This window comes from Streptomyces marispadix, from assembly GCF_022524345.1.
In the GTDB taxonomy this organism is placed as follows: Bacteria; Actinomycetota; Actinomycetes; order Streptomycetales; family Streptomycetaceae; genus Streptomyces; species Streptomyces marispadix.
The window spans coordinates 5,974,577-5,995,199 of record NZ_JAKWJU010000002.1 but is presented as its reverse complement, the minus strand read 5'-3'; the positions used below and the strand labels follow the sequence as shown (position 1 = coordinate 5,995,199).

Genomic DNA, 20,623 nt, shown 5'->3' with positions numbered 1-20,623 from the left:
CGCCCACCTCACCCCCACCACACCGCGAGGAGCCGTCGCATGCTCGCTTCGCATGCCCTGCCTGCCCTGCCCCCGTCCCCCTCTCCATCGGGGTCCCCGTCTCCATCCGCGTACGGGGCCGGTACCGGCGACGGAGCCGGAAGCCCCAGGGAGCGGGCCCGTGAGATCGCCCGGCTGCTGCTGCGCCATCAGCGCCGGGCCGACGGCGCCGCCCGGCAGCCCGGCGAGTGCCGCGAATTCCCCTGCGGCGCCTGCGAGGAGACCCAGGCCCGCGTGATCGAGCCCTTCGTACGCGAGGGGCGCCCCGTCCGTCTGCTGCTGCCGGCCTTCCCGGGCAAGTCGCCCAACCGCGCGAAGGTGCTGGGGACGCTGCCGGATCTCGCCGAGGAAGCAGCCCTGGAATTCCTCGACTTGCTGGCGGCGCGGATCAGGGCGGTCCATCCGCCGGGTGCGGAGATCGTCATCTGCTCGGACGGCCGCGTCTTCAGCGACGCCGTACGGATACCCGACGAGGACATCACGGCGTACCACGACGTGCTGCGCTCGATGGTCGCCGCGCTTCCGGGCCGTGCGGTCTCGGTCTTCACACTCGACCAGGCACCCGGGTTCGCCGCGCTCGGACACGAGGAGATGCGCGCGATCCTCACCGAGCGTCATGCCGTGCCGCTGGAGTCGCTGCGCGCCCGCATACGGCAGGGCGAGGATCTGCCGCTGTACCGGGCCATCACCCGCTTCCTCTTCGAGGACGGCAACACGCCCGAGTACGGCGGCAGTCGAGCGGCGCTGCAACGGGAGGCGCGGCGGCGCGCATACGTCGTCATTCAACGCAGCAAGGCCTGGGGGGACTTCGTCGCGCAGCAGTTCCCGGGGTCGGTGCGGCTGTCCATCCATCCGCAGCCCTGCTCCGCGGCGAAGCTGGGCGTCCGCCTGGGCGAGTCCACCGGAGCATGGCTCACTCCCTGGCACGGCGTGGCCGTGGACGTCGGGCGACGGGTCGTGCTGATGAAACGTGCCGAGGCCGAGCGTCTCGGCTGCCGGCTCGTCGAACGTGACGGCCGTCCCAGCCACTACGTGCTGCGTGAACCCGCGGCGGTCGCGGACGAGTTCGCGCCTGGGGCCGTCCTGCGGGACGAGGACGCCACCGCCGGAACGGCCGCCGTCCCCGCCTCCGCCTCCCCCGACTCCCGTAAGGAGCAGTGAAGTTGACGAAGCAGACGACCCGCCCGGCAGCGCCCTCGCCCGCCCGCGCCACCACACGTCCGCCGCACGCCGCCTTCGGTGCCGTACTGGAAGCCGCCGTACCGCAGGAGCGCATCGCGGACCTCCCCGTCGGCGAACTCCGTGAACTCGTCCGCGAACACCGTCTGTTGCTGCTGCGGGGCTTCAGCGGCTTTGCCGACGCCGCGGAACTCACCGCCTACTGCGCACGCTGGGGCGAGATCAGCATGTGGCCGTTCGGCGCGGTGCTCGAACTCGTCGAGCACGAGAACCCCGGTGACCACATCTTCGACCACCGCCATGTGCCGCTGCACTGGGACGGTATGTACCGCCCGGAGGTGCCGGAGTTCCAGATCTTCCACTGTGTGAGCGCACCCGGCCGCGACCAGGGCGGCGGCACGGTCTTCTCGGACACGTCCTCCGTGGTGCGCGAAGCCGCCCCCGGCGAACGGGAGTTGTGGGAGCGGGTGAGCGGAACGTACCGCCGCAGGATGGAGTACTACGACAGCGTCGCCGTCTCCCCCGTCGTCACCTCGCACCCCGTGACGGGCGAGCCGGTGATCCGCTACAACGAACCCGTCGCTCCCGACGACGAGTTCATCAACCACCCGGACCTGGAGTTCAGCGGGCTCCCGGGCGAACTCCTGGACGACTTCCACCGCGGACTGAGCGAAGCGCTGCGCGCACCCGGGCACTCGTACACGCATCGATGGCAGACGGGCGACCTGGTCGTCGCCGACAACTACACGCTGCTGCACGGCCGTGAGGCGTTCACGAGCCGGGCACCGCGCCATCTGCGCCGCGTCCACGTGCTCGGCGATCCTCCGTTGCGCAACCCGGCGCTGCGTTCCGGGGGCTGACCGCGCGATGCTTCCGGGCCGTCGGCCCGCCGTGGCCCTCGATTCGTCGGCGCAGCCCCTCGATCGTCGCCGTGGCCCTCGGTCTCGTCCTGGCCGTTGGTCCCCGTCCCGGCTCAAGTCCGTTGCTCTTCCCGGGAATTGAACATTCCTCACCAGTACCTGACATCACATCGCATGACGTACAACCCACGACAAGGATTCCGAGTCACACAATCGCCACCCCCTGCACACACCACCGGCACTCCATCGGAGAACGTGAAGATGAAGATCCGCACATCGGCCTCGGCGTTGGTCGCCGCGGGCGCACTGGGGTTGGCGCTCGTACCGTCCGTGGCCGTCGCGCACGACGGCGGCCACCCGTTCGAGAACTGCTCCGCCGCCTACGACGCGGGCTACTCCAACATCCGCCAGGGCGACGAGCACTACGGCAAGCACCTGGACCGTGACGGCGACGGCGTCGGCTGCGACCAGCCGCCCGCCGACTTCGTACCGGCGAAGGACCGCGACGGCGACGAGGACTCCGGCAAGCCCGCGAAGCCCGCGAAACAGGACGGCGGCGGGCTGGCCGAGACCGGCGGCGACTCGACGCCGTACATCGCCGCGGCGGGCGGACTGGTGCTCGTCGCGGGTGCGGGCGTGCTCGTGGCGACGCGCAGCCGGCGCTCGGCCGACTAGCCACCACCGGCCGGCCACCACGCACGCCCGGGAGGCCCCGCCGCGCGACAGCACGGCGGGGCCTCGTCCAGCCCGCGCTCGCCCACAGTCACGGCGCCCGGCGCTCCCCGCTCTGAAGATCAAGCGGCAGGGAGGCTCGGCCAGTTGACCTCGAGGCCGCCCGGACGGACGCTTCAGGTGTGCACAGCGGACGGAATCCGGCTTCGCAGGGACCGGCGACCGCGAGGCGCCTTCCACGGGTCTGGGGCGCCCGCGAGGACGAGATCCACAGGGCCTACCCGTGCGACGAACTGCTCGAAGGCCCCCGGGAGGAGTGGTTCCGCGCCGTGACCGTGGCCGCGGACCGCGACACCGTCTTCCGCTGGCTGTGCCAGCTCAAGGTCGCTCCGTACAGCTACGACCTGCTGGACAACGGGGGACGGCGTAGCCCACGCGGCCTCACTCCCGGCGTAGAGCGTCTGGAGACGGGACAGCGGGTGATGACGATCTTCCGGCTTGCGGACTTCTCAACCGGCCGCCACATGACGCTGGTCATGGACGACCCCAAGGGGGCCCGTCTCTTCGGGGACTTCGCCGTCACCTACGCCGTGCACGACGAGGGCCCCGGTACGACCAGGCTGCTGGCGAAGCTCGTCGTGGGCGGCGAGGAGGGGGTGCTGGGGCGGTTGCGCCGCCCGCTCCTGGCCTGGGGCGACCTCCTCATGATGCGCCGCCAGCTCCTTACGCTGCGGAGACGGGCAGAGGGGCGATGACACAGGGGCCGCCGACGCGTAGCCACCGACCCGCAGCGCCCGACCCGTAGGCCACCGTGGCCGTAAGCCGGTCGCCGTAAGCCGGGGTCACGTAAGCCGTGGCCGCGTAAACCGTGGCCGCGTAAGCCGGGGTCGCGGTCGACGTTGCCGGGGCAGCGTCACCCCGCCCCGCCCCGGCACCCTCCCCTCACGGCGTCTCCTTGAGCCCCGTTCCCTTCTCTGTACGGCCCGCCAGCACCGAGTGCCTGCGCCCGTAGCCGAAGTAGATCGCCAGGCCCAGCAGCAGCCACACCCCGAACCTCAGCCAGGTGAAGACGTCGAGGTTCACCATCAGATACAGGCAGGCCGCCGCGGTGACCAGGGGCAGCACCGGCGACAGCGGCATGCGGAAGGGCCGCTGGAGGCCGGGGTTGCGGCGGCGCAGCACCGGTACGGCGAGGGCCACGATCAGGAAGCCGGACAGGGCGCCGATGCTGACCATGTCGGCGAGTTCGGCGATGGGCACGAAACCGGCGAGGACCATGATCACCAGGGCGATGGCGATGGTCATCCGGTGCGGGGTGCGCCACTTCGGGTGCACCTCGGAGAACCGGCGCGGCAGCAGGCCGTCGCGGCTCATCGCGAAGCCGATCCTGCCGAGGGTGACCAGCTCGACCATCATCACCGACGTCAGCCCGGTCACCGCCCCCAGTCCCACCAGTGCACCGACCCAGGGCGCTCCGACGTCCTGGAATGCGGCGGCGATCGGCGCCCCCACGTCGATCTTGCGGTAGTCGACGACGGCGCTGAGGATCAGCGCGACCGCGACGTAGAGCACGGTGCAGACGGCGAGGCTGCCGAGCAGGCCGCGCGGAAGGTCACGCTTCGGATCGCGGGTCTCCTCCCCCAGGTTGGCCAGCGCCTCGAAGCCCGTGTACGCGAAGAAGACGACGGCTGCCGCGGTCAGCACGCCCCCGAAGCCGTAGACGGACTGCTCGAGACCGGCCACGGCCTGGATCAGCGGCTGGTCGACGACGCTCGCACTGGACTCGGCGGGCTGTGCGGGCGGCACGAACGGCTGAAGGTTGGCGCCCCGTACGAAGAAGAGCCCCGCGACGACGATCAGCACGCACACGGACACCTTGATCACGACGAGTGCGTTGGTGAGCCGTGAGGACTCGCGGATGCCCGCGACGGCGACGACCGTGAGCACGGCGATGATGAAGATCGCCCCGACGTTGACCGTGGCCTCTTCGCCGAACCAACCGGCGGGCAGATGCAGCAGGTTGGCGACATAGCCGGACCAGCTACGGGAGACGACCGCGGCGCCGAGCGCGAACTCCAGCAGCAGGTCCCAGCCGATGATCCAGGCGAACAGCTCGCCGAGGGTGGCGAAGGCGTAGGTGTAGGCGCTGCCGGCGGTCGGGACGGACGAGGCCAGTTCGGCGTAGCACAGCGCCGCGAGCGATGCGACCAGGCCCGCGATCACGAAGGAGACGACGACCGCCGGTCCCGCGTGCTCCTTCGCTTCGACGCCGACCAGCGTGAAGATGCCGGTGCCGATGATGACTCCGACCCCGAATCCCGCGAGAGACAGGGCGGTGAGGCGGCGTTTGAGTGTGTTCTGCCTGGTTCGTTCGAGAACGTGCTCGACAGGCATCTTGCGAAGGATGTTCATGGTGCGACTCGTTCTGTCGGAGGTCCGTCCGCCCCTGCGCCCGTGGACCCGTGCTCCTGTGCGCCCCATGCGACTGCGGCTGTGGCTGTGGCTGTGGCTACGAGGTTGCGGCTACGGGTCCGTCGGTGCCGGTGAGCGGAACTGGCCGTCGGCGACAGCCCACCCTGTCACGGGCCTGTCAGGCAGGCGAAGGGGGCCTTGGCCGGGGCTGTGCGCGGGGTACGGGGTGCGGGGTGTGTGCGGTTGAGTACGAGTACTCATGCCCACGGGCCGTACGTCCGGAAGAGTGCGACGTGGTGAGGGTCCCGCAGCCCCTCGGCACGCCGCGACCAGCCTCGGTGCACAGCGCTCGGCTTCGGTACGCGGGCAGTCGGCTCCCGTACACAGCTCTCACGGAGCCCCCACATACGACAGACCCCCAGCAGCCCTATCCGGGATGGCCCAGATGTCCTCGGCGAACTCACCGTCCACGTCGTCGTCCGGCAGGTCCGTGCGGTCGGCGCAACCCGCGCGGTCCGCGCACTCAGGACCGCCCGGGGGTTCCGACTCGCCCGCGTCATCCGGCCCCCCGGACGCGCCCCGATTCCGGCTCTCTCTTCCGCTGGTCCTCGTCGTCGCCGTGTCGACGGCACTGATCGTCTCGGGCGTCGCCCCGTACGACCGCGCGACCTGGCTCATGGAGACGTTCTGGGTCGTGCTCGGCGTCCCCCTGCTCGTACTGCTGTGGCGGCGCTTCCCGCTGACCCGGCTGCTGTGCTGCCTGCTCGCGCTGCACGCCGGCGTCCTCGTGCTCGGCGGCCACTACACCTACGCACGTGTACCGGCGGGCGAATGGCTTCAGGACGGTCTCGGCCTCGCACGCAACCCGTACGACCGCATCGGGCACTTCGTGCAGGGTTTCGTGCCCGCGATCCTGTGGAGGGAGATCCTCGCCCGGCGTTCGCCGCTGCGCGGCAGCCGCTGGCTCGCGCCGCTCGTCGTCTGCGGCTGTCTGGCCTTCAGCGCCTTCTTCGAACTGATCGAGTGGTGGGCGGCGTTGATCGGGGGTTCAGGGGCGGACGACTTCCTCGCGACGCAAGGCGATGTGTGGGACACCCAGTGGGACATGTTCCTGGCGCTCGTCGGGGCGACGTCGTCGCTGCTTCTGCTCGGCAAGTGGCACGACAGGCAACTCGCGCGGCTGGCGCCGGAGCGTATCGAGTAAGGGACTGGCCGCCCTGCCATGACGAATGACGGGTAGCGGATGACGGATATCAGATAACGGCTGACAGATGACAGATGACGGGTGACGGATGACAGAAGACGGTTTCTGTCATCCGTCATCTGTCAGCCGTGACCCGTCAGCCGCGCCGGAAGACCGTTGATGCCCCCCGTACGCACCGCACCGGCGGGTGAACGCCCGTGCAGCGCCCGCTACTTGACCCCGGAGACGAGCGACCCGTCCGAACCGCCGCCCCCTGCCTGATCGTCCGGACCCTCCGGCCCCTGCGAAGACCGCGCCACCGGAGCCGACTTGGTCTCGCGCCCGCGCAGCCTTACCCAGCCGCCCACGAGCAGCACCGCCCAGACCGCCCCTACGTAGAGGGAGATACGTGCCTCCGAGTCGTAGGCGATGAGGCAGGTCACCAGCAGCAGGAAGCACAGTGCGGCCGCGCTCGCGACGGCGCCGCCCGGCGCGGGGAACGGCGAGCGGTGCAGCCGTCCCGCCTTCAGCGCCAGCCGGTAGCGGATGTGACTGGCGAGAATCACCATCCACGTCCAGATTCCCGCGGTGGTGGCCACCGAGGTGACGTAGCCGAACGCCTTCTCCGGCACCAGGTAGTTGAGTACGACGCCTACGCCCATCAGCGCGACGGAAGCGGAGATGCCGACGGCGGGCGACTTCCGCGAGTTGAGCCGTCCGAAGACCTTCGGGGCCTGGTCGTTCGCGGCGAGGTCGCGCAGCATGCGGCCCGTGGAGTACATGCCGGAGTTGCAGGACGACAGTGCCGCGGTGAGGACGACGAAGTTGACGACGCCGGCGGCGAGCGGAATGCCCATCTCGGAGAAGGCGTGCACGAACGGGCTCTCACCCTCGGAGAATTCGGTCCACTTCACGACCGAGAGGATCACCAGCAGCGCACCGACGTAGAAGAAGATGATGCGCCAGGGCAGGGTGTTGATGGCCTTGGGCAGGGTCTTCTCCGGGTTCTCGGACTCGCCCGCGGTGACGCCGACGAGTTCGACGGCGAGGTAGGCGAACATCACGCCCTGAAGGGTCATCAGGCTGGAGCCGATGCCGTTGGGGAAGAAGCCGTCGTGGGCGTAGAGATTCGTGGGAGACGCGGTGTCGCCGACCTCGGAGAAGCCGAGGGTGAGCACGCCGAGACCGATCACGATCATTCCGATGATGGCCGTGACCTTGACCATCGAGAACCAGAACTCGACCTCGCCGAATATCTTCACCGAGATCAGATTGACCCCGAAGAGCACGACCAGGAACGTCAGTGCGCTGATCCACTGCGGAATGGCGGGGAACCAGAAGTGTATGTAGATCGCCGCCGCGGTCAGTTCGGCCATTCCTGTGACGACCCAGTTGAGCCAGTACGTCCAGCCCGTCGCGAAACCGAAGAACGGGCCGAGGAATTCACGGGCGTATTCCGCGAAACTTCCGGAGACCGGCCGGTACAGCAGGAGTTCGCCGAGCGCACGCATGATGAGGAATACCACGGCGCCCGCGAGCGCGTACATCAATACGATGCTGGGGCCTGCTTTGGCGATGTTCGCGCCGGCCCCCATGAAGAGGCCCACGCCGATGGCGCCGCCGATCGCGATCATCTGGACCTGACGTGAGCCCAGCCCGCGTTCGTATTCCTCGTCGGGTCCGCCGCCTTGGGCTTCCCCGGCCTCTCCGACTTGCCTTGTTTCCAACGAGACCATTACGTCCGCGCCTTTCTCCACGTCCGGCCGCGTCATTCGGATCGGGCCGGATCCGGTTCTCCCGGTAATGAATGGAGGTGCTGTCCGTCAATGCGCCAGCACGGGTCTCCTGCACGGCAGGAGGGATGCCGTGCAGGAGATCGTGAAGATTTACCACGGGCTACGCGCCGCCAGAGCCGCAAAGATGTGGCCGGAGTCACAGGGAGAACCGCCCATAGCTGACCGTGCCACCCCAATAACCTCCGCACCGTCGACCGGATCGTTACCGCGTCTTGAGCACCGTTTAAGGAAGTCCCCGGGAATTTGAGCGGGGTTTGAGGTTGCGTTTGAGGTGGACTTGAGGGTCCGTCAGGTCCTTGTTACCTCATGCGCCTGTCGCCCCGTCAGGTCGGTTTTGCAGAGTCGAATGCGCTCGACGCGTCGAATGCGGATTCCCGTGACCCCGGCGGCAGTCGGGCGGCCAGGGCCAGGCGGCACCCGGCCGCATTCCGCCCGGCACGGCCCCGAGCCGGGGTTGCCGGTTCGCGGAGGCATTCCCATCGCGTCAGCCGCGTGAGCCGCCGCCCGACCCGCGCCGGGGCGCGGTGTCCATCAGCCACGCCACGGTGCGGCTGACGTCCGACGGCGACAGAATCCCGACGGCCTTCCCCTCCTCCACCACCAGCACGCGATTGCGTGCCCCCGGCTCCATTCGCGGCAGCAGATCCGCCAGCGGGTCCTGCGGTGCCACCACCGTGACCTCCGACAGCGGCACCATCACCTCCTCCACCGCCGCCTCCTCGGCACGCTCCCCGTGCAACCGCCCGGCGTCCTCCGACGTCAGCAGCCCCACGGGCGTGCCGTCGTCCCGTGCGACGGGGAACGCCGAATGCCGTTGCCGCACGGACAAGCCGGAGACGAACGCGGCGACCGTGAGACCGGGCAGCGCCGTGACGGGCTCCGGCGTCATCGCCTGCCGCACCGCCACACCGGCCAGCACCCCGCGAATCTGCGCCTGCCGCCCCTCCGCCGTGGCGGCGGCGATGAGGAACCAGCCGACCAGCGAGAGCCAGAGCCCCCCGAACGAACCCCCGTAGAGAAAGAGCACGATGCCGAGCAGCACCAGCAGCCAGCCGAAGACGCGTCCCGCAGCCGTCGCCCCGGCGGTCGCCTTCAGCCGGTCGCCCGTACGCCACCACAGGAACGCACGCAGCAGCCGCCCGCCGTCGAGCGGCGCGGCGGGCACGGCGTTGAAGACCGCAAGCAGCACGTTGATGACCGCCAGCCACGCCACCACCTCGACGACGAGCCCGGGAGCCGAAGCCAACCTCAGCAGCCACGCGGCCAGTACGAACACTCCGCCCAGCACGAGGCTCACCAGCGGGCCGACCCCGGCGATCCGCAACTCCGCCGCAGGGTGCGACGCCTCCGACTTCAGCCGGGCGGCCCCGCCCAGCAGCCACAGGACGATGTCGTCCACGTCGACGCCGTTACGGCGGGCCACGATGGCGTGCGCGAGTTCATGGGCGAGCAGCGAGCCGAAGAACACGACGGCCGCGATCAGACCCGCGGCCCAGTAGGCGGCCTCCGGCCGGTGCGGATAGGCGGCCGCGAGCCGGCCACGAGCGAGTCCGAAGGCGATCAGCCCGAAGATCAGCACCACGCTCCAATGGACCCCGATCCGTACACCGGCCATCCGTCCCAGCGTGAACGTCGCCCGCACGTCGCTCTCCCCTGCTCGAATCGTCTCCGGGCAGAGCGGTCCCACCGATCCGGGTCGCCGAACCGCGGACGGCGGCGGATGGGCCATCGGTGGGTGGGCGCCGAGGCGTTGACTTAGGAGCCGTCTCATTTGGTGTGTTCGACAGCTTGCTGGTGTGGGGATCGTCGAGCGCAGCGCGTAATTGTCCAGCATCCCCGGCCAGTCGATGGCGCGCTGGGTCTGGCCGGGGCCCTGCACCGACTCCGGGTCGGCGACGGAGACGCCCAGTCCTCGAACTACCGGGCTCGCTTTCGGGCTTGCCCCGCACACGGAGGACCGGATCGCCAAATCCTCCCCGCAGATCCGCGGGGAGGACATCCCACACGCCCTGGCCGAGCTTCCGGGTCTCCCGGCATCCAGTTGCTGCGGTCGATGCCGGAGGAATCGACCGCAGCATGCCTGGTCTGACGGCGGGCCGCCCGACCGCCCTTCACGGCACGGGTCATGAAGGCGGCCATGGGGGGGAGCACCCGAGCGTTGCGCCCTCGCGGCGTACGCGGGCCGGCCGTCCGAGCACCACGACGCCTTACCGCATGAGTGAGATGATCCCTTCGGCAGGGTGGTCGGCCGGAAGGGCTTGGGGTAATCCAGTGAGCGCGATGGGTCGGCAAGGGCCCGAAGAGCCGACGGCACACGGGGAGCGCGAGCGTATTGGCCCCTACGCGATCGAGCGCCTGCTCGGCGAAGGCGGCATGGGGACCGTATACCTGGCCCGGTCGCGCGGAGGGCGTGCCGTAGCGGTCAAGGTCGCGCGTGCAGAGCTCGCCACCGATGCGCACTTCCGTGCCCGGTTCCGCGCGGAGGTGACCGCGGCGCGGGCCGTCGGCGGCTTCCACACGGCGCCGGTCGTCGACGCGGACCCGGATGCAAACCCTCCCTGGCTGGCCACCGCCTACATACCGGGACCGACGCTCGCCGAACGCATTCAGTCCCAGGGCCCCATGAACGCAGCTGAATTGAAGGGCCTCGGCGCCGCGCTCGCGGAAGCCCTGGCCGCGATCCACGCCTGCGGCCTGGTCCACCGCGATCTGAAGCCCGGCAACATCATTTTGGCCGCGGACGGACCCCGGGTTCTCGACTTCGGTATCGCGCGGGCTGTGGAGGCCACACGTCTGACGGCGACGGGCCACGCTTTCGGAACGCCGGGATTCCTCGCCCCCGAGCAGGCGACCGGCGACGACGCCACCGGCAGGGCGGACGTCTTCGCACTCGGCGCGGTCCTGGTGGCCGCGGCGGGTGGCAGCGCGTTCGGCGAGGGGACTCCCATGGCGCTGATGTACCGCTCGGTTCACGAAACACCAGACCTGAGCGCCGTCCCGGCCGAGCTGCGGGACCTGGTGGCGTCCTGCCTGGCGAAGGCACCCGATCACCGGCCCACCCCGGCGCAACTCCTCGACCGCCTGGATGCGCTGACTGACGCTGCGACGTCCTACCGGCTGAAACCCCCGCGCTCGCAGCACCCGCCTTACGTGCCCACCGTCCCCGAGACGGCGACGGACCGCGGTGCCGGACAGGCGCCCGCCCCGAGCGACGATGTATTCATCGCGGCGGACAAGGATTGCAGCATCGCGGTCGATGCCGACGGGGTCATGCTGACACTGCACCGGCGCTGGCTGCCGGTGAGCGAGATCGACACCGGTGAGGACATCGACCGAGGCGAGGTGGCGACCGAGGTGCCCTGGCCGGAGATCGACGACATCACCCATCACACCGTCGGCAAGTCCCTGCTGCATGTCACCGTCACGCTGCACGACGGATCGACCTTCGAGATCGACATCAACGCCCGCCGCGTCTCCCGCGTCCAGCAGTGGAATCGCGACCTGGCGGAGGCGGTCACGCGGTACCTGATCCGCTGACGGCCATCGCGAACGCGCGGAGTTGCTCGGTTGGTCGGGAGGCTGGGAGATGTCGGCACCACTTTGACTGTCTTCGGGGCAGATTTGACCGTCTTCGGGACAGGTTTGACTGTCTTCGGGGCAGGCCTGCTGAAGTCCTGGTAGGCGGTGAGGTTCCGGGTGGGGTGCCGAGCGTCCGGCGAGCGCCCCGGTGGGGTGTCGCCCGGTAGGTGCGGGCCCCACAGCTCGCCCCTCTTCGATGTGCCGGTGCTCCATCGTCGCCACCGGCCCGCGGACGGGACGATGAGGCCCGCGGCGACGGCCGTGTGCGCCGCCACCCCACGGGTTCACGACCATCGACGCCCGGCGCTCGCACCGCCCGTTGCGCAACCGCCGTACACGATCGATGCTCGCAGTCGCCCTACATCCCCGTAATCGCCGTACACGCCCATACGTACGCACAAGCGCTCACGCCCACAGGCGCTTGCCGACCGCCGCACACACCCCACGCCGAACACAACAGCCGTCGAGACAGGAGAGCCCATGGGAGCGATCACATACGAGGAGCTCCGGGTGCCCGTACGAGGGGGCCACCTCACCGTTCTGCGCTGGCCCGCGACCGTCCGCCCGACCACGCCCCCGTCCCCTTCCTCGTCCTCGTCCTCGTCCTCCGGAACTGCCCCCGGCGAGCACGCACCGACGGTCGTCGCCCTGCACGGGATCACCTCCAACGCCCTGTCCTGGGCGGGAGTCGCCCGCCGCCTCGCCGGACGCGTCACGCTCGTCGCACCCGATCTGCGCGGCCGCGCCGGCAGCAGTTCGCTCCCCGGCCCGTACGGCATGGCGACACACGCCGACGACACGGTCGCGCTCATCGAGGCGCTCGGCCTGCGGGACGTCGTACTGGCCGGCCACTCCATGGGCGCCTTCGTCGCGGCCGTGGCGGGAGTACGGCACCCGGACAGGTTCCGGTCGCTGCTACTGGTCGACGGGGGCGTCGGCTTTCCCGTACCGGAGGGCCTGTCGGCCGACGATCTGCTCACCGCCGTGATCGGCCCCGCGATGGAACGACTGAAGACGACCTTCCCCGACCGCGCCGCCTACCGCGCCTTCTGGCAGCGGCACCCGGCATTCGACGGCTCCTGGGAGCCGTGGATGGAAGGCCACATCCAGCGTGATCTCGTAGGCAGGGAACCGGAGTTGCGCTCCTCCTGCCTGCTCGATGCCGTACGCGCGGACGGCGCCGACACCCTCGACGAGGAGACAGCACGCGCCATCCACCGGCTCACGGTCGGAGGCGAACTGCTTTGGGCGGAACGCGGCATCATGAACGAACCCCAGGGCCTCTACGACGACCAGCGCCTCAAGTCCGCGGGCCTGGCCGACACCCCCATTCACCCCCGCGAGGTCCCCGGCACCAACCACTACACGCTGCTGTTGGGCGATGAAGGCGCGGGCGTGGTGGCAGAGAGCCTGCTGAGGGCAACGGTGGGGGTGGGGCGGACGCGGGTGTGAGGGGCGGCGCGAGCCGCCCATGCGACCGCCACGGCCGATCCGACTCCGGAAGACGCCTACTGGCGTGCGCTGCCCAGGAGTTCCTCTTCAGCCACGTTGAGCACCTGCCGAATGTGATCGACCTTCGGCTTTATGTCGTCGCCGTACTCCTTGGTCAGGGACACAACCTTCCAGACCCAGGTGATGACACAGATCCAGCCGACGAGGCCGAGGGCGCCCGGGAGCAGCATCGAGGACGGCGTATCCATGGAGGCGATGGCCCACGCAGTCAGGATCGCGGTGACGATTCCGACTCCCACCGCACCCTGGATGCGCTTGTTCCGCCTCTTGACGTTCTCTCCCGCAGCGGCTTCCACCGGCCCGTACCAGTCCGGATCCAGCACGTCGTATCCGGTTTGCATCCGGATCCGGTCCGCCTCTTCGCGGGCCTGCGGCACGCCGCGTACGACTTCCCGGGCGGGGCCGCCGACGACGTCCAACTGCGGTGCGTCCTCACGCCAGAATCCAAGAATGTTGCCCTTGTTGAACGTCTCTTTGAGGTCGTATCCCCAGGTCTTTGCTACAACTGCCGCGTCAGCATCGCTCATGCCCTCGATGGCGTAGCGGGTCACCTGCCCCCAGCCATTGGACAGCCGAGGACTGAAATTGCGGTTTCGCAGCCTGTTCAGAAGTGCTTGCTCCGCAGAACCCATTTCCACCACTCCTTACCCGAATTCCTGCTGCGCCCAGTCGTCAGCAGCGCGTGTATGGTCTACGTCCTGGCTGGTCTCCGACCTGCCGGGGGGCGCGAACGCAATCCCGGTCAAGAACTCTCCGAAGGCCGGCAGGAGGTCTTCCCAAGCGCCCAGGTCGGGCGTTGCAAAGCACACCTTCAAGAGAGAGAAGCCGTGCGGAAACGGAATGTAGACCTCGAGTTGTCGATTCAGCTCTGTCACACCCTCCCTTCCCGGTTGTACGACTGACGCCAGCGATGGCCCCGCCACATCCTTGGCGATCAGTACCGCTGGCCCACACGGGAGACTCAGTGCCCCCTTGTCGAGCGGCACATCTGCGTACTCGGCGGATACCGAGTACAGCGTCCTGTCTGCGAATGTCTCAAGGGGGCGGACATTCTTGTCCTCCATGAAGACGATGGCTGTGCCACTGCACACATCACCGTCGCCGAGACGGTACAGAAACGAGGACGCGTGGATGGCACCCGCGTCGAGCAATCCCTGCATGAGTAGCTCAGAGGCAGCGACGAGGGTGAGCTTCTCCTCCAACGGCGCTGCCGGAAAGGTGGCATCCAGCATCTCCCCCATACGTCGCGCACGTAGCTGTGGAGTCTCGACGAGGGGAATTTCAACGAATCCCTCGGGGAGCTGGAACCAGACGGGAATCGGCGTCTGGAGGGGACTCGCCAGGGCTTGGCTCACTCGGCACCTCCCACCACGGGACCCAAGCCGATGGTGCTGGCAATACCGATCACCGTTCCGGTCGGGCCGTCCTTCATACCACTGAGGATGTTCCCGGCGCCTCCGCCAACACTGTTGGCATAGCTGGCTGTATCTGAGTCCGTGAACAGGGCCGGGGTCTGCGCACCGGTGGTCGCACTGTCCACGCCGATGGCTGCCTTGCGAGCGATGGCGTCGATGGCTTGACTACTGAACTCTTGTCCCGGGCGCATGTGGTGAGCACTTGATTCGACGAGGTCGCGCACCATCGGCGAGGCTTGCGGCGCATCCGTTGCCATTGCTCGCAGCTCCCTATTGAACGCTGACGCCCCCGTCCGTACCCCCTGCGCAAGGTTCGCGCCGCGCGACATCCCCTCCGCGCCCATCACCGCACCGCGCAGGCCACCCGCAGCGTCTGCTCCTGCACTGAGGCCCTTCCCCGCAAGGCCGACCCCGGGGAGTGCGCCCAGCATGTCACCACCGAGCGTCAGGTAGTTGCCGATGTGCTTCTGCGGGGGCCACAGCTCCCCGGCCTTCGCGTACTGGTAAGCGTGCTGCCCCATGGCAGCCAGGCTGCACAAGACCGCTACGGGAGCGAGGAGGGGACAGAAGAACGCAGCCACGCCGAGAACGCCGCCCACCACACCGAGTACGTCTCCGCCGTGTTCGCTCCACCAGTCGCTGAAGTCGTTCCAGTCTCCGGCGGTGCCGTCCGCCGCTTCCCGGATCGCCCGTTCCTTGGCGTGTGCCACCGACTCGTGGTCGTCCTCGAGACGCTCGGCTCGCTTGATCAGTGTGTCCAACTGGTCTTGCGCCGTGTTCAACTTCGATACTGCAGCGTCGAGTTGGTCCGATGCGGCCTTGTAGCGCTGCTTCGCCCGATCCAGCTGCTCGCCGGAGAATTCCTTGCCGGCGAGCCCGAGGTCCGGGTTGGACTTCGCCTTCGCGTGCTCGGAGTGCGCCGCGTCCAGCCGTGCCTTGGCCTGCTTCGCCTGCTCCTCCAGGTGGCGTGCCTTGGGCTGGTTCTCGTGCAGCACCTGGGCCCAGCCGTTGAGCGCCCGTCGCGCCCGCGTCGCCCCGTCGGCCGCATCACGCAGGTACTTCGGCAGCTTGCCCACGTGCTCCTTGAATGCGTCGGCTGCCTCGCCCGTCCACGTGTTGTCCCGCCCGCTGCGGATCTTGTCCATGACCTCGTACGTCTCGTTGAGGTGCTTGGACAGCTTGGTCAGACTCTCGACCAGGTTCTCCACGACGTGAGGCGCCCCCGGCGCCGGGTTGAACCCCAGGCCGGACCATTCCCCGCCGGTCATCCGTGCATCTCCCCCGAACCGACGTCCTTGAGCGCTTCGATTACACCGGACTCGGCCCTCGCATAGTTCTTGCCGATCTGGTCGACCTTGTCCTTGAGGTCCTCGGCGATCTCCTTGATCCTGTTGAGCCCGTTGTCCCACTTGTCCTGGTAATGGGCACAGGCTTCGTCCAGGAAGTCATAGCCGAGGCCCTTGGGGCCGACCTCCTCCAGCGCCTTCAAGGCATGCCCCATCTCGTCCGTACAGGTCTTCAGATCCTTGTTGAGGCGCTGCAACGCTGCCAGTTCCACCGCATAACCCGACGACATCGCTCCCCCTAGTCGGTTGGTGAAGATCCGAGCGAGAGTATCAACGGGGAGTGACATGCTCGTGCCCCGCCCAGCATCTCCAGGGGCTCCTGCACAGTGCAATCCCCACTCCAGGGGCTTTGCGCGCGTACTCGCGCAACGTGCGAGATCCACCGCGGGCCGGTGTGATGCGGCGCGGCCCGCGGGAGTGCGACACACTGCAACACCACTAGGGCCGACGGGAGTTGTCGCCCCCACCATTCATCCGAACGTGGGAGTTCTCGGCCCGTCGGTCGCGGCGAGGCGGGCAGCACATCACCTGCGAGAGCAGCAAGAGTGACGTCAGGGCTCACATTGGCGGCGCCCCCAGCGGCTACGTCACCGCCCAGCCCGCCAGGAGGGACAGGAATCCCCCCAACACGCCGCCGATAAGCAGCCCGAGACCGGTCAGGAAGGCGTAGCGCCCGAGGCGCTGGTCGGCGCGAGGGCGGCCGGCCAGCGCGGGCAGCGGACTCGAAGAGGAGCATCGCCACGCCGAACGCCACCGCAGCGAAAAACCAGCTACATGCGGCCTCAGCCCAGAGGGCGGGAACGCTGCGGTCGAACGACTTCGGACCCAACGCCACGGCACCGGTCTTCTCACCTCGGTCGAAACGTGCGCCGGGATCGAATTCCTCTACGTCGTAGCGGAGTTTGCCGTCCTCGGAACGGAAGGTGCCCGAGCACTCCACATCGGTGTGCCGCCCCCGGTCGTGTGTGGCGCAGTAGTCGATGGTGACCGTTCCGGGCGTACCGTCGGCCACCTTCCTGGGTCCGTCCTCATAGCCCTTGCCGATGAGGAACAGCCCGAAGAGCACGACGGCGACGCCCAGCACGCTGAAGCCGATTCGCTTGGGCAGACTCCACTTCGCGACGGTCTCAGTGGCGCCGGTCCCTCCCTCGGCCTTCTTGTGCAAGGAGTTCTCCCCGACGCCCTCGTCCGTCCTCACTGCCGCCCCCTGTTGCACGTCGTGTGTACTCGCCCTTCCCGGCGATGTTGCCGGGCCAGCGCGTGAGTCTAACGATCGTTCCGACGGGGCCTGTTCATCGACGACGTCTGTTGCCACGGCCCACAAACCCTGAGTTGATCCGGCCCTGAAGAGAGACCCCCGCACAGTGATTGGTCCCTCGGTCAGCACCCTGACCGAGGGACCAATCACGTACCTAGGACCGTTGGGTACCAGTCGCAGTTGACGACAGCCGGAGGAGCCCCAAGCGTCAAGCAGAGCAGGGCCGTTGAACGGACCAACCGCCCTGAACGCCTACCGCCCCGCCCCCGCCGGTTCCTGTGCCGCGCCCGCGCCGCCAGCGGACGAGGGCGGATTCGAAGACGCCCCCGCGTCGTCCAGAGCGCGGAGGATGTTCTCCACGCTCTGCTTCGCGTCGCCGAAGAGCATGGCCGTGTTCTCGCGGAAGAACAGCGGGTTCTGGACTCCCGCGTATCCGGAGGCCATCGAGCGCTTGAAGACGATGACGTTCTCCGCCTCCCACGCTCGCAGCACGGGCATGCCCGCGATCGGGCTCGTCGGGTCCTCGGCCGCCGCCGGGTTGACCGTGTCGTTCGCGCCGATCACGAGGACCACCGAGGTGTGCTCGAAGTCGTCGTTGATCTCGTCCATTTCGAGCACGACGTCGTAGGGGACCTTCGCCTCGGCCAGCAGCACGTTCATGTGACCCGGCAGTCGTCCCGCGACGGGATGGACGCCGAAGCGCACCTCGACGCCGCGTTCGCGCAGCGTGCGGGTGAGTTCGGCGACCGGGTGCTGGGCCTGGGCGACGGCCATTCCGTAGCCCGGGGTGATGATCACGGAGCTTGCGGCGCCGAGGAGTTCGGCGGCCTCCTCCGCGCTCGTCTCGCGGTGCTCGCCCTGTTCGGCGTCGCCGCCGGAGGGGGCCTCGATGCCGAAGCCGCCCGCGATCACCGAGATGAAGGAGCGGTTCATGCCCTTGCACATGATGTACGACAGGTAGGCACCGGAGGAGCCGACCAGTGCGCCGGTGACGATGAGCAGGTTGCTGTCGAGGAGGAATCCGGCGGCGGCCGCGGCCCAGCCCGAGTAGCTGTTGAGCATCGAGACGACGACCGGCATGTCGCCGCCGCCGATCGCAGCGACGAGGTGCAGGCCGAGCAGCAGCGCCAGCACGGTCACGGCGATCATCAGCCCCAGGCTGGGGGCGATGGTGAACCAGACCGTCAGCACGACGAACGCGGCCAGCGCGCCCAGGTTGAGGAAGTTCTTGCCGGGCAGCATCAGCGGCTGCGACTTGATCCGCGCCGACAGCTTCAGGAACGCGATCACCGAACCGGTGAAGGTGACGGCGCCGATGAAGATCCCGATGAACACCTCTGCGTGGTGGATCGACAGCAGCTCGGCGGGCACGACGTGCTGCCCTTCGCCCTTCGCCTCGACCTCGAAGTAGCTGTTCCAGCCCACGAGTACGGCCGCTACGCCCACGAAGCTGTGCAGGATGGCGATGAGTTCGGGCATCTCCGTCATCGCCACGAGACGTGCGCGCCACAGGCCCGCCGCGCCTCCGATCGCCATGGCGAGGAGGATCAGCAGCGTGGCCGTCACGGAGATCTCGCGTGCGGCGATGACGACCGTGGCCAGCAGCGCCAGCGCCATCCCTGCGATGCCGAAGACGACACCGGCACGGGACGTGCGGTGCTGGGAGAGCCCGGCCAGGCTGAGGATGAACAGGAGCGCCGCGACAAGGTCCGCGGCCTGTGCGGAAGTGGTGGCAGTCATGGGGCCTCAGCCTTTCGAGAACATGCCGAGCATGCGACGGGTGACGGAGAAGCCTCCGAAGATGTTGACGCTGGTCAGCAGGATCGCCACGAACGACAGGACGGTGACCGCCGGCCCCACGTGACCGATCTGGAGCAGCGCCCCTACGACGACGATCCCGGAGATGGCGTTGGTCACCGACATCAGCGGCGTGTGCAGCGCGTGGTGCACCTTGCCGATGACGTAGTAGCCGATGACGACGGCGAGCGCGAACACCGTGAAGTTCTCCGCCAGTTGGGGCGGTGAGAAGGCGATCAGCGCGAACATGGCGGCCATTGCGGCGCCGATGAGCCCGAACCGCAGGGGCGGCGTCAGCCGGGGCTTCTTCGGTTCCGCCGCCGCCTCGGCCTCCGCGCCCTGGCCCTCCTTGGGAGCGGTGCTCGCCGCGGAGACCTGCACCGGTGGCGGCGGCCATGTCTTCTCGCCGTCGCGCACCACCGTGACCGAACGCTGCACGATGTCGTCGAAGTCGAGCGTCAGTCGCCCGTCCTTCTCCGGCGTGAGCAGCTTCAGCAGGTTGACGATGTTGGTCCCGTAGAGCTGTGACGCCTGTGCCGGGAGACGTCCGGGCAGGTCGGTGTAGCCGATGATCGTCACGCCGTTGTCGGTGACGATGGCCTTGCCGGGGACCGTGCCGTCGACGTTTCCGCCCTGGGAGGCGGCCATGTCGACGATGACGCTGCCGGGCTTCATGCTCGCGACGTCGTCCGCGGTGATCAGCCGCGGCGCCGGACGGCCGGGGATGAGCGCGGTGGTGACGATGATGTCGACGTCGGCGGCCTGTTCGCTGTAGATCTCGGCGGCGCGGCGGTCGTAGTCCTCGGAGGTCTGCTTGGCGTAGCCGTCCGTCGAGACCTCCTGCTCGACCTCGACGGCGAGGTATTCGCCGCCCAGCGAGCGGACCTGGTCGGCGACTTCGGGCCGCGGGTCGGTTGCCCGTACGACTCCGCCGAGGCTGCTGGCGGCGCCGATCGCGGCGAGACCGGCGACGCCGGCGCCCGCGACGAGGACCTTGGCCGGGGGCACCTTGCCCGCGGCGGTGACCTGTCCGGTGAAGAACCGCCCGAAGACGTGCGCGGCCTCGATGACGGCCCGGTAGCCGGCGATGTTGGCCATGGAGCTGAGCACGTCGAGCGACTGGGCGCGGGAGATACGCGGCACCGCGTCCATCGACAGCACGGTCAGGGAGCGTTGCGCGAGTTCGTCGAGCAGCTCCGGGTTGAGGCCGGGGCCGATCATGCCGACGAGCGTCGAATCGTCGCCGAGGCGTGCGATCTCCTCGTGCGACGGCTCGTTGATCTTGACGACGACGTCCGCCTGCCAGGCGTCGCCGATCGTCGCGCCCGCTTCGGTGTACTGCTCGTCGGAGAAGCCCGAGGCCTCGCCCGCTCCGGACTCGACGACTGCCTCGTAGCCGAGCTTCAGGATCTTCCGGATGCTGTCCGGCGTGGCCGCGACCCGGGTCTCCCCGGCTCTCGACTCGGCGGCTACGCCGATCTGCTGCGGATGTGAATCTGACATCGGTCTCCCTATAAGGGGTGTTGGGCGGCTCTGCGGTCCGGTGTACCGCGGGGACGGGACGGTGGTGAGTGG

General features: G+C 68.8%; 16 protein-coding genes. 7 read left to right on the top strand and 9 right to left on the bottom strand.

What is annotated here, in order from left to right; all coding sequences use genetic code 11:
• Window positions 1–39 precede the first annotated feature (39 nt).
• The 4 genes from MMA15_RS24905 (at window position 40) to MMA15_RS24890 (ending at window position 3,505) form a co-directional block, all read left to right on the top strand.
• Window positions 40–1,200 (top strand): L-tyrosine/L-tryptophan isonitrile synthase family protein, encoded by a 1,161-nt coding sequence (locus MMA15_RS24905; protein ID WP_241062403.1) that lies wholly within the window; start codon window positions 40–42, stop codon window positions 1,198–1,200.
• A gap of 2 nt (window positions 1,201–1,202) precedes the next feature.
• Complete coding sequence (locus MMA15_RS24900) at window positions 1,203–2,078, top strand: TauD/TfdA dioxygenase family protein (RefSeq protein ID WP_241062402.1); 876 nt, start codon at window positions 1,203–1,205, stop codon at window positions 2,076–2,078.
• A gap of 261 nt (window positions 2,079–2,339) precedes the next feature.
• A complete protein-coding gene (locus MMA15_RS24895; protein ID WP_241062401.1) occupies window positions 2,340–2,753 on the top strand; it encodes an excalibur calcium-binding domain-containing protein in 414 nt (137 codons plus the stop codon).
• 179 nt (window positions 2,754–2,932) lie between these two features.
• Complete coding sequence (locus MMA15_RS24890) at window positions 2,933–3,505, top strand: hypothetical protein (RefSeq protein ID WP_241062400.1); 573 nt, start codon at window positions 2,933–2,935, stop codon at window positions 3,503–3,505.
• Window positions 3,506–3,692: 187 nt separating this feature from the next.
• Here the strand turns inward: MMA15_RS24890 and MMA15_RS24885 are convergent, their stop codons facing one another.
• The gene (locus MMA15_RS24885; protein WP_241062399.1) at window positions 3,693–5,144 is read right to left on the bottom strand and encodes an amino acid permease; all 1,452 of its coding nucleotides are present in this window, start codon (window positions 5,142–5,144) and stop codon (window positions 3,693–3,695) included.
• A gap of 463 nt (window positions 5,145–5,607) precedes the next feature.
• Here MMA15_RS24885 and MMA15_RS24880 point away from each other — a divergent pair, with 463 nt between their 5' ends.
• A complete protein-coding gene (locus MMA15_RS24880; protein WP_505016614.1) occupies window positions 5,608–6,366 on the top strand; it encodes a DUF2238 domain-containing protein in 759 nt (252 codons plus the stop codon).
• Window positions 6,367–6,575: 209 nt separating this feature from the next.
• On the opposite strand, the gene MMA15_RS24875 is transcribed toward MMA15_RS24880, so the two are convergent.
• Window positions 6,576–8,081 (bottom strand): amino acid permease, encoded by a 1,506-nt coding sequence (locus MMA15_RS24875; RefSeq protein ID WP_241062398.1) that lies wholly within the window; start codon window positions 8,079–8,081, stop codon window positions 6,576–6,578.
• A 544-nt stretch (window positions 8,082–8,625) separates the two neighbouring features.
• Window positions 8,626–9,783, bottom strand: coding sequence for a site-2 protease family protein (locus MMA15_RS24870; protein ID WP_241062397.1), 1,158 nt, complete (start codon window positions 9,781–9,783; stop codon window positions 8,626–8,628).
• Window positions 9,784–10,421: 638 nt separating this feature from the next.
• Between MMA15_RS24870 and MMA15_RS24865 the strand changes: the two genes are divergently transcribed.
• Window positions 10,422–11,678, top strand: a complete 1,257-nt coding sequence (locus tag MMA15_RS24865; RefSeq protein ID WP_241063471.1) for a serine/threonine-protein kinase — start codon at window positions 10,422–10,424, stop codon at window positions 11,676–11,678.
• 522 nt (window positions 11,679–12,200) lie between these two features.
• On the top strand, window positions 12,201–13,172 hold the full coding sequence (locus MMA15_RS24860) for an alpha/beta fold hydrolase (RefSeq protein ID WP_241062396.1): 972 nt from the start codon (window positions 12,201–12,203) through the stop codon (window positions 13,170–13,172).
• A 56-nt stretch (window positions 13,173–13,228) separates the two neighbouring features.
• On the opposite strand, the gene MMA15_RS24855 is transcribed toward MMA15_RS24860, so the two are convergent.
• From MMA15_RS24855 to MMA15_RS24830, 6 genes are all read right to left on the bottom strand, one after another.
• The gene (locus MMA15_RS24855) at window positions 13,229–13,864 is read right to left on the bottom strand and encodes a hypothetical protein (protein ID WP_241062395.1); all 636 of its coding nucleotides are present in this window, start codon (window positions 13,862–13,864) and stop codon (window positions 13,229–13,231) included.
• Between the two features lie 12 nt (window positions 13,865–13,876).
• On the bottom strand, window positions 13,877–14,587 hold the full coding sequence (locus tag MMA15_RS24850) for a hypothetical protein (RefSeq protein WP_241062394.1): 711 nt from the start codon (window positions 14,585–14,587) through the stop codon (window positions 13,877–13,879).
• A complete protein-coding gene (locus MMA15_RS24845; protein WP_241062393.1) occupies window positions 14,584–15,915 on the bottom strand; it encodes a putative T7SS-secreted protein in 1,332 nt (443 codons plus the stop codon). The genes MMA15_RS24850 and MMA15_RS24845 overlap by 4 nt, the downstream gene beginning before the upstream one ends.
• Window positions 15,912–16,223: a DUF6317 family protein gene (locus MMA15_RS24840; protein WP_241062392.1), complete on the bottom strand. Its 312-nt coding sequence runs from the start codon at window positions 16,221–16,223 to the stop codon at window positions 15,912–15,914. Before MMA15_RS24840 ends, MMA15_RS24845 begins: the two co-directional genes overlap by 4 nt.
• A 1,280-nt stretch (window positions 16,224–17,503) precedes the next feature.
• Window positions 17,504–18,991: a Re/Si-specific NAD(P)(+) transhydrogenase subunit beta gene (gene pntB / locus MMA15_RS24835; RefSeq protein WP_241062391.1), complete on the bottom strand. Its 1,488-nt coding sequence runs from the start codon at window positions 18,989–18,991 to the stop codon at window positions 17,504–17,506.
• 6 nt (window positions 18,992–18,997) lie between these two features.
• Window positions 18,998–20,551 (bottom strand): Re/Si-specific NAD(P)(+) transhydrogenase subunit alpha, encoded by a 1,554-nt coding sequence (locus MMA15_RS24830; RefSeq protein ID WP_241062390.1) that lies wholly within the window; start codon window positions 20,549–20,551, stop codon window positions 18,998–19,000.
• Window positions 20,552–20,623 lie beyond the last annotated feature (72 nt).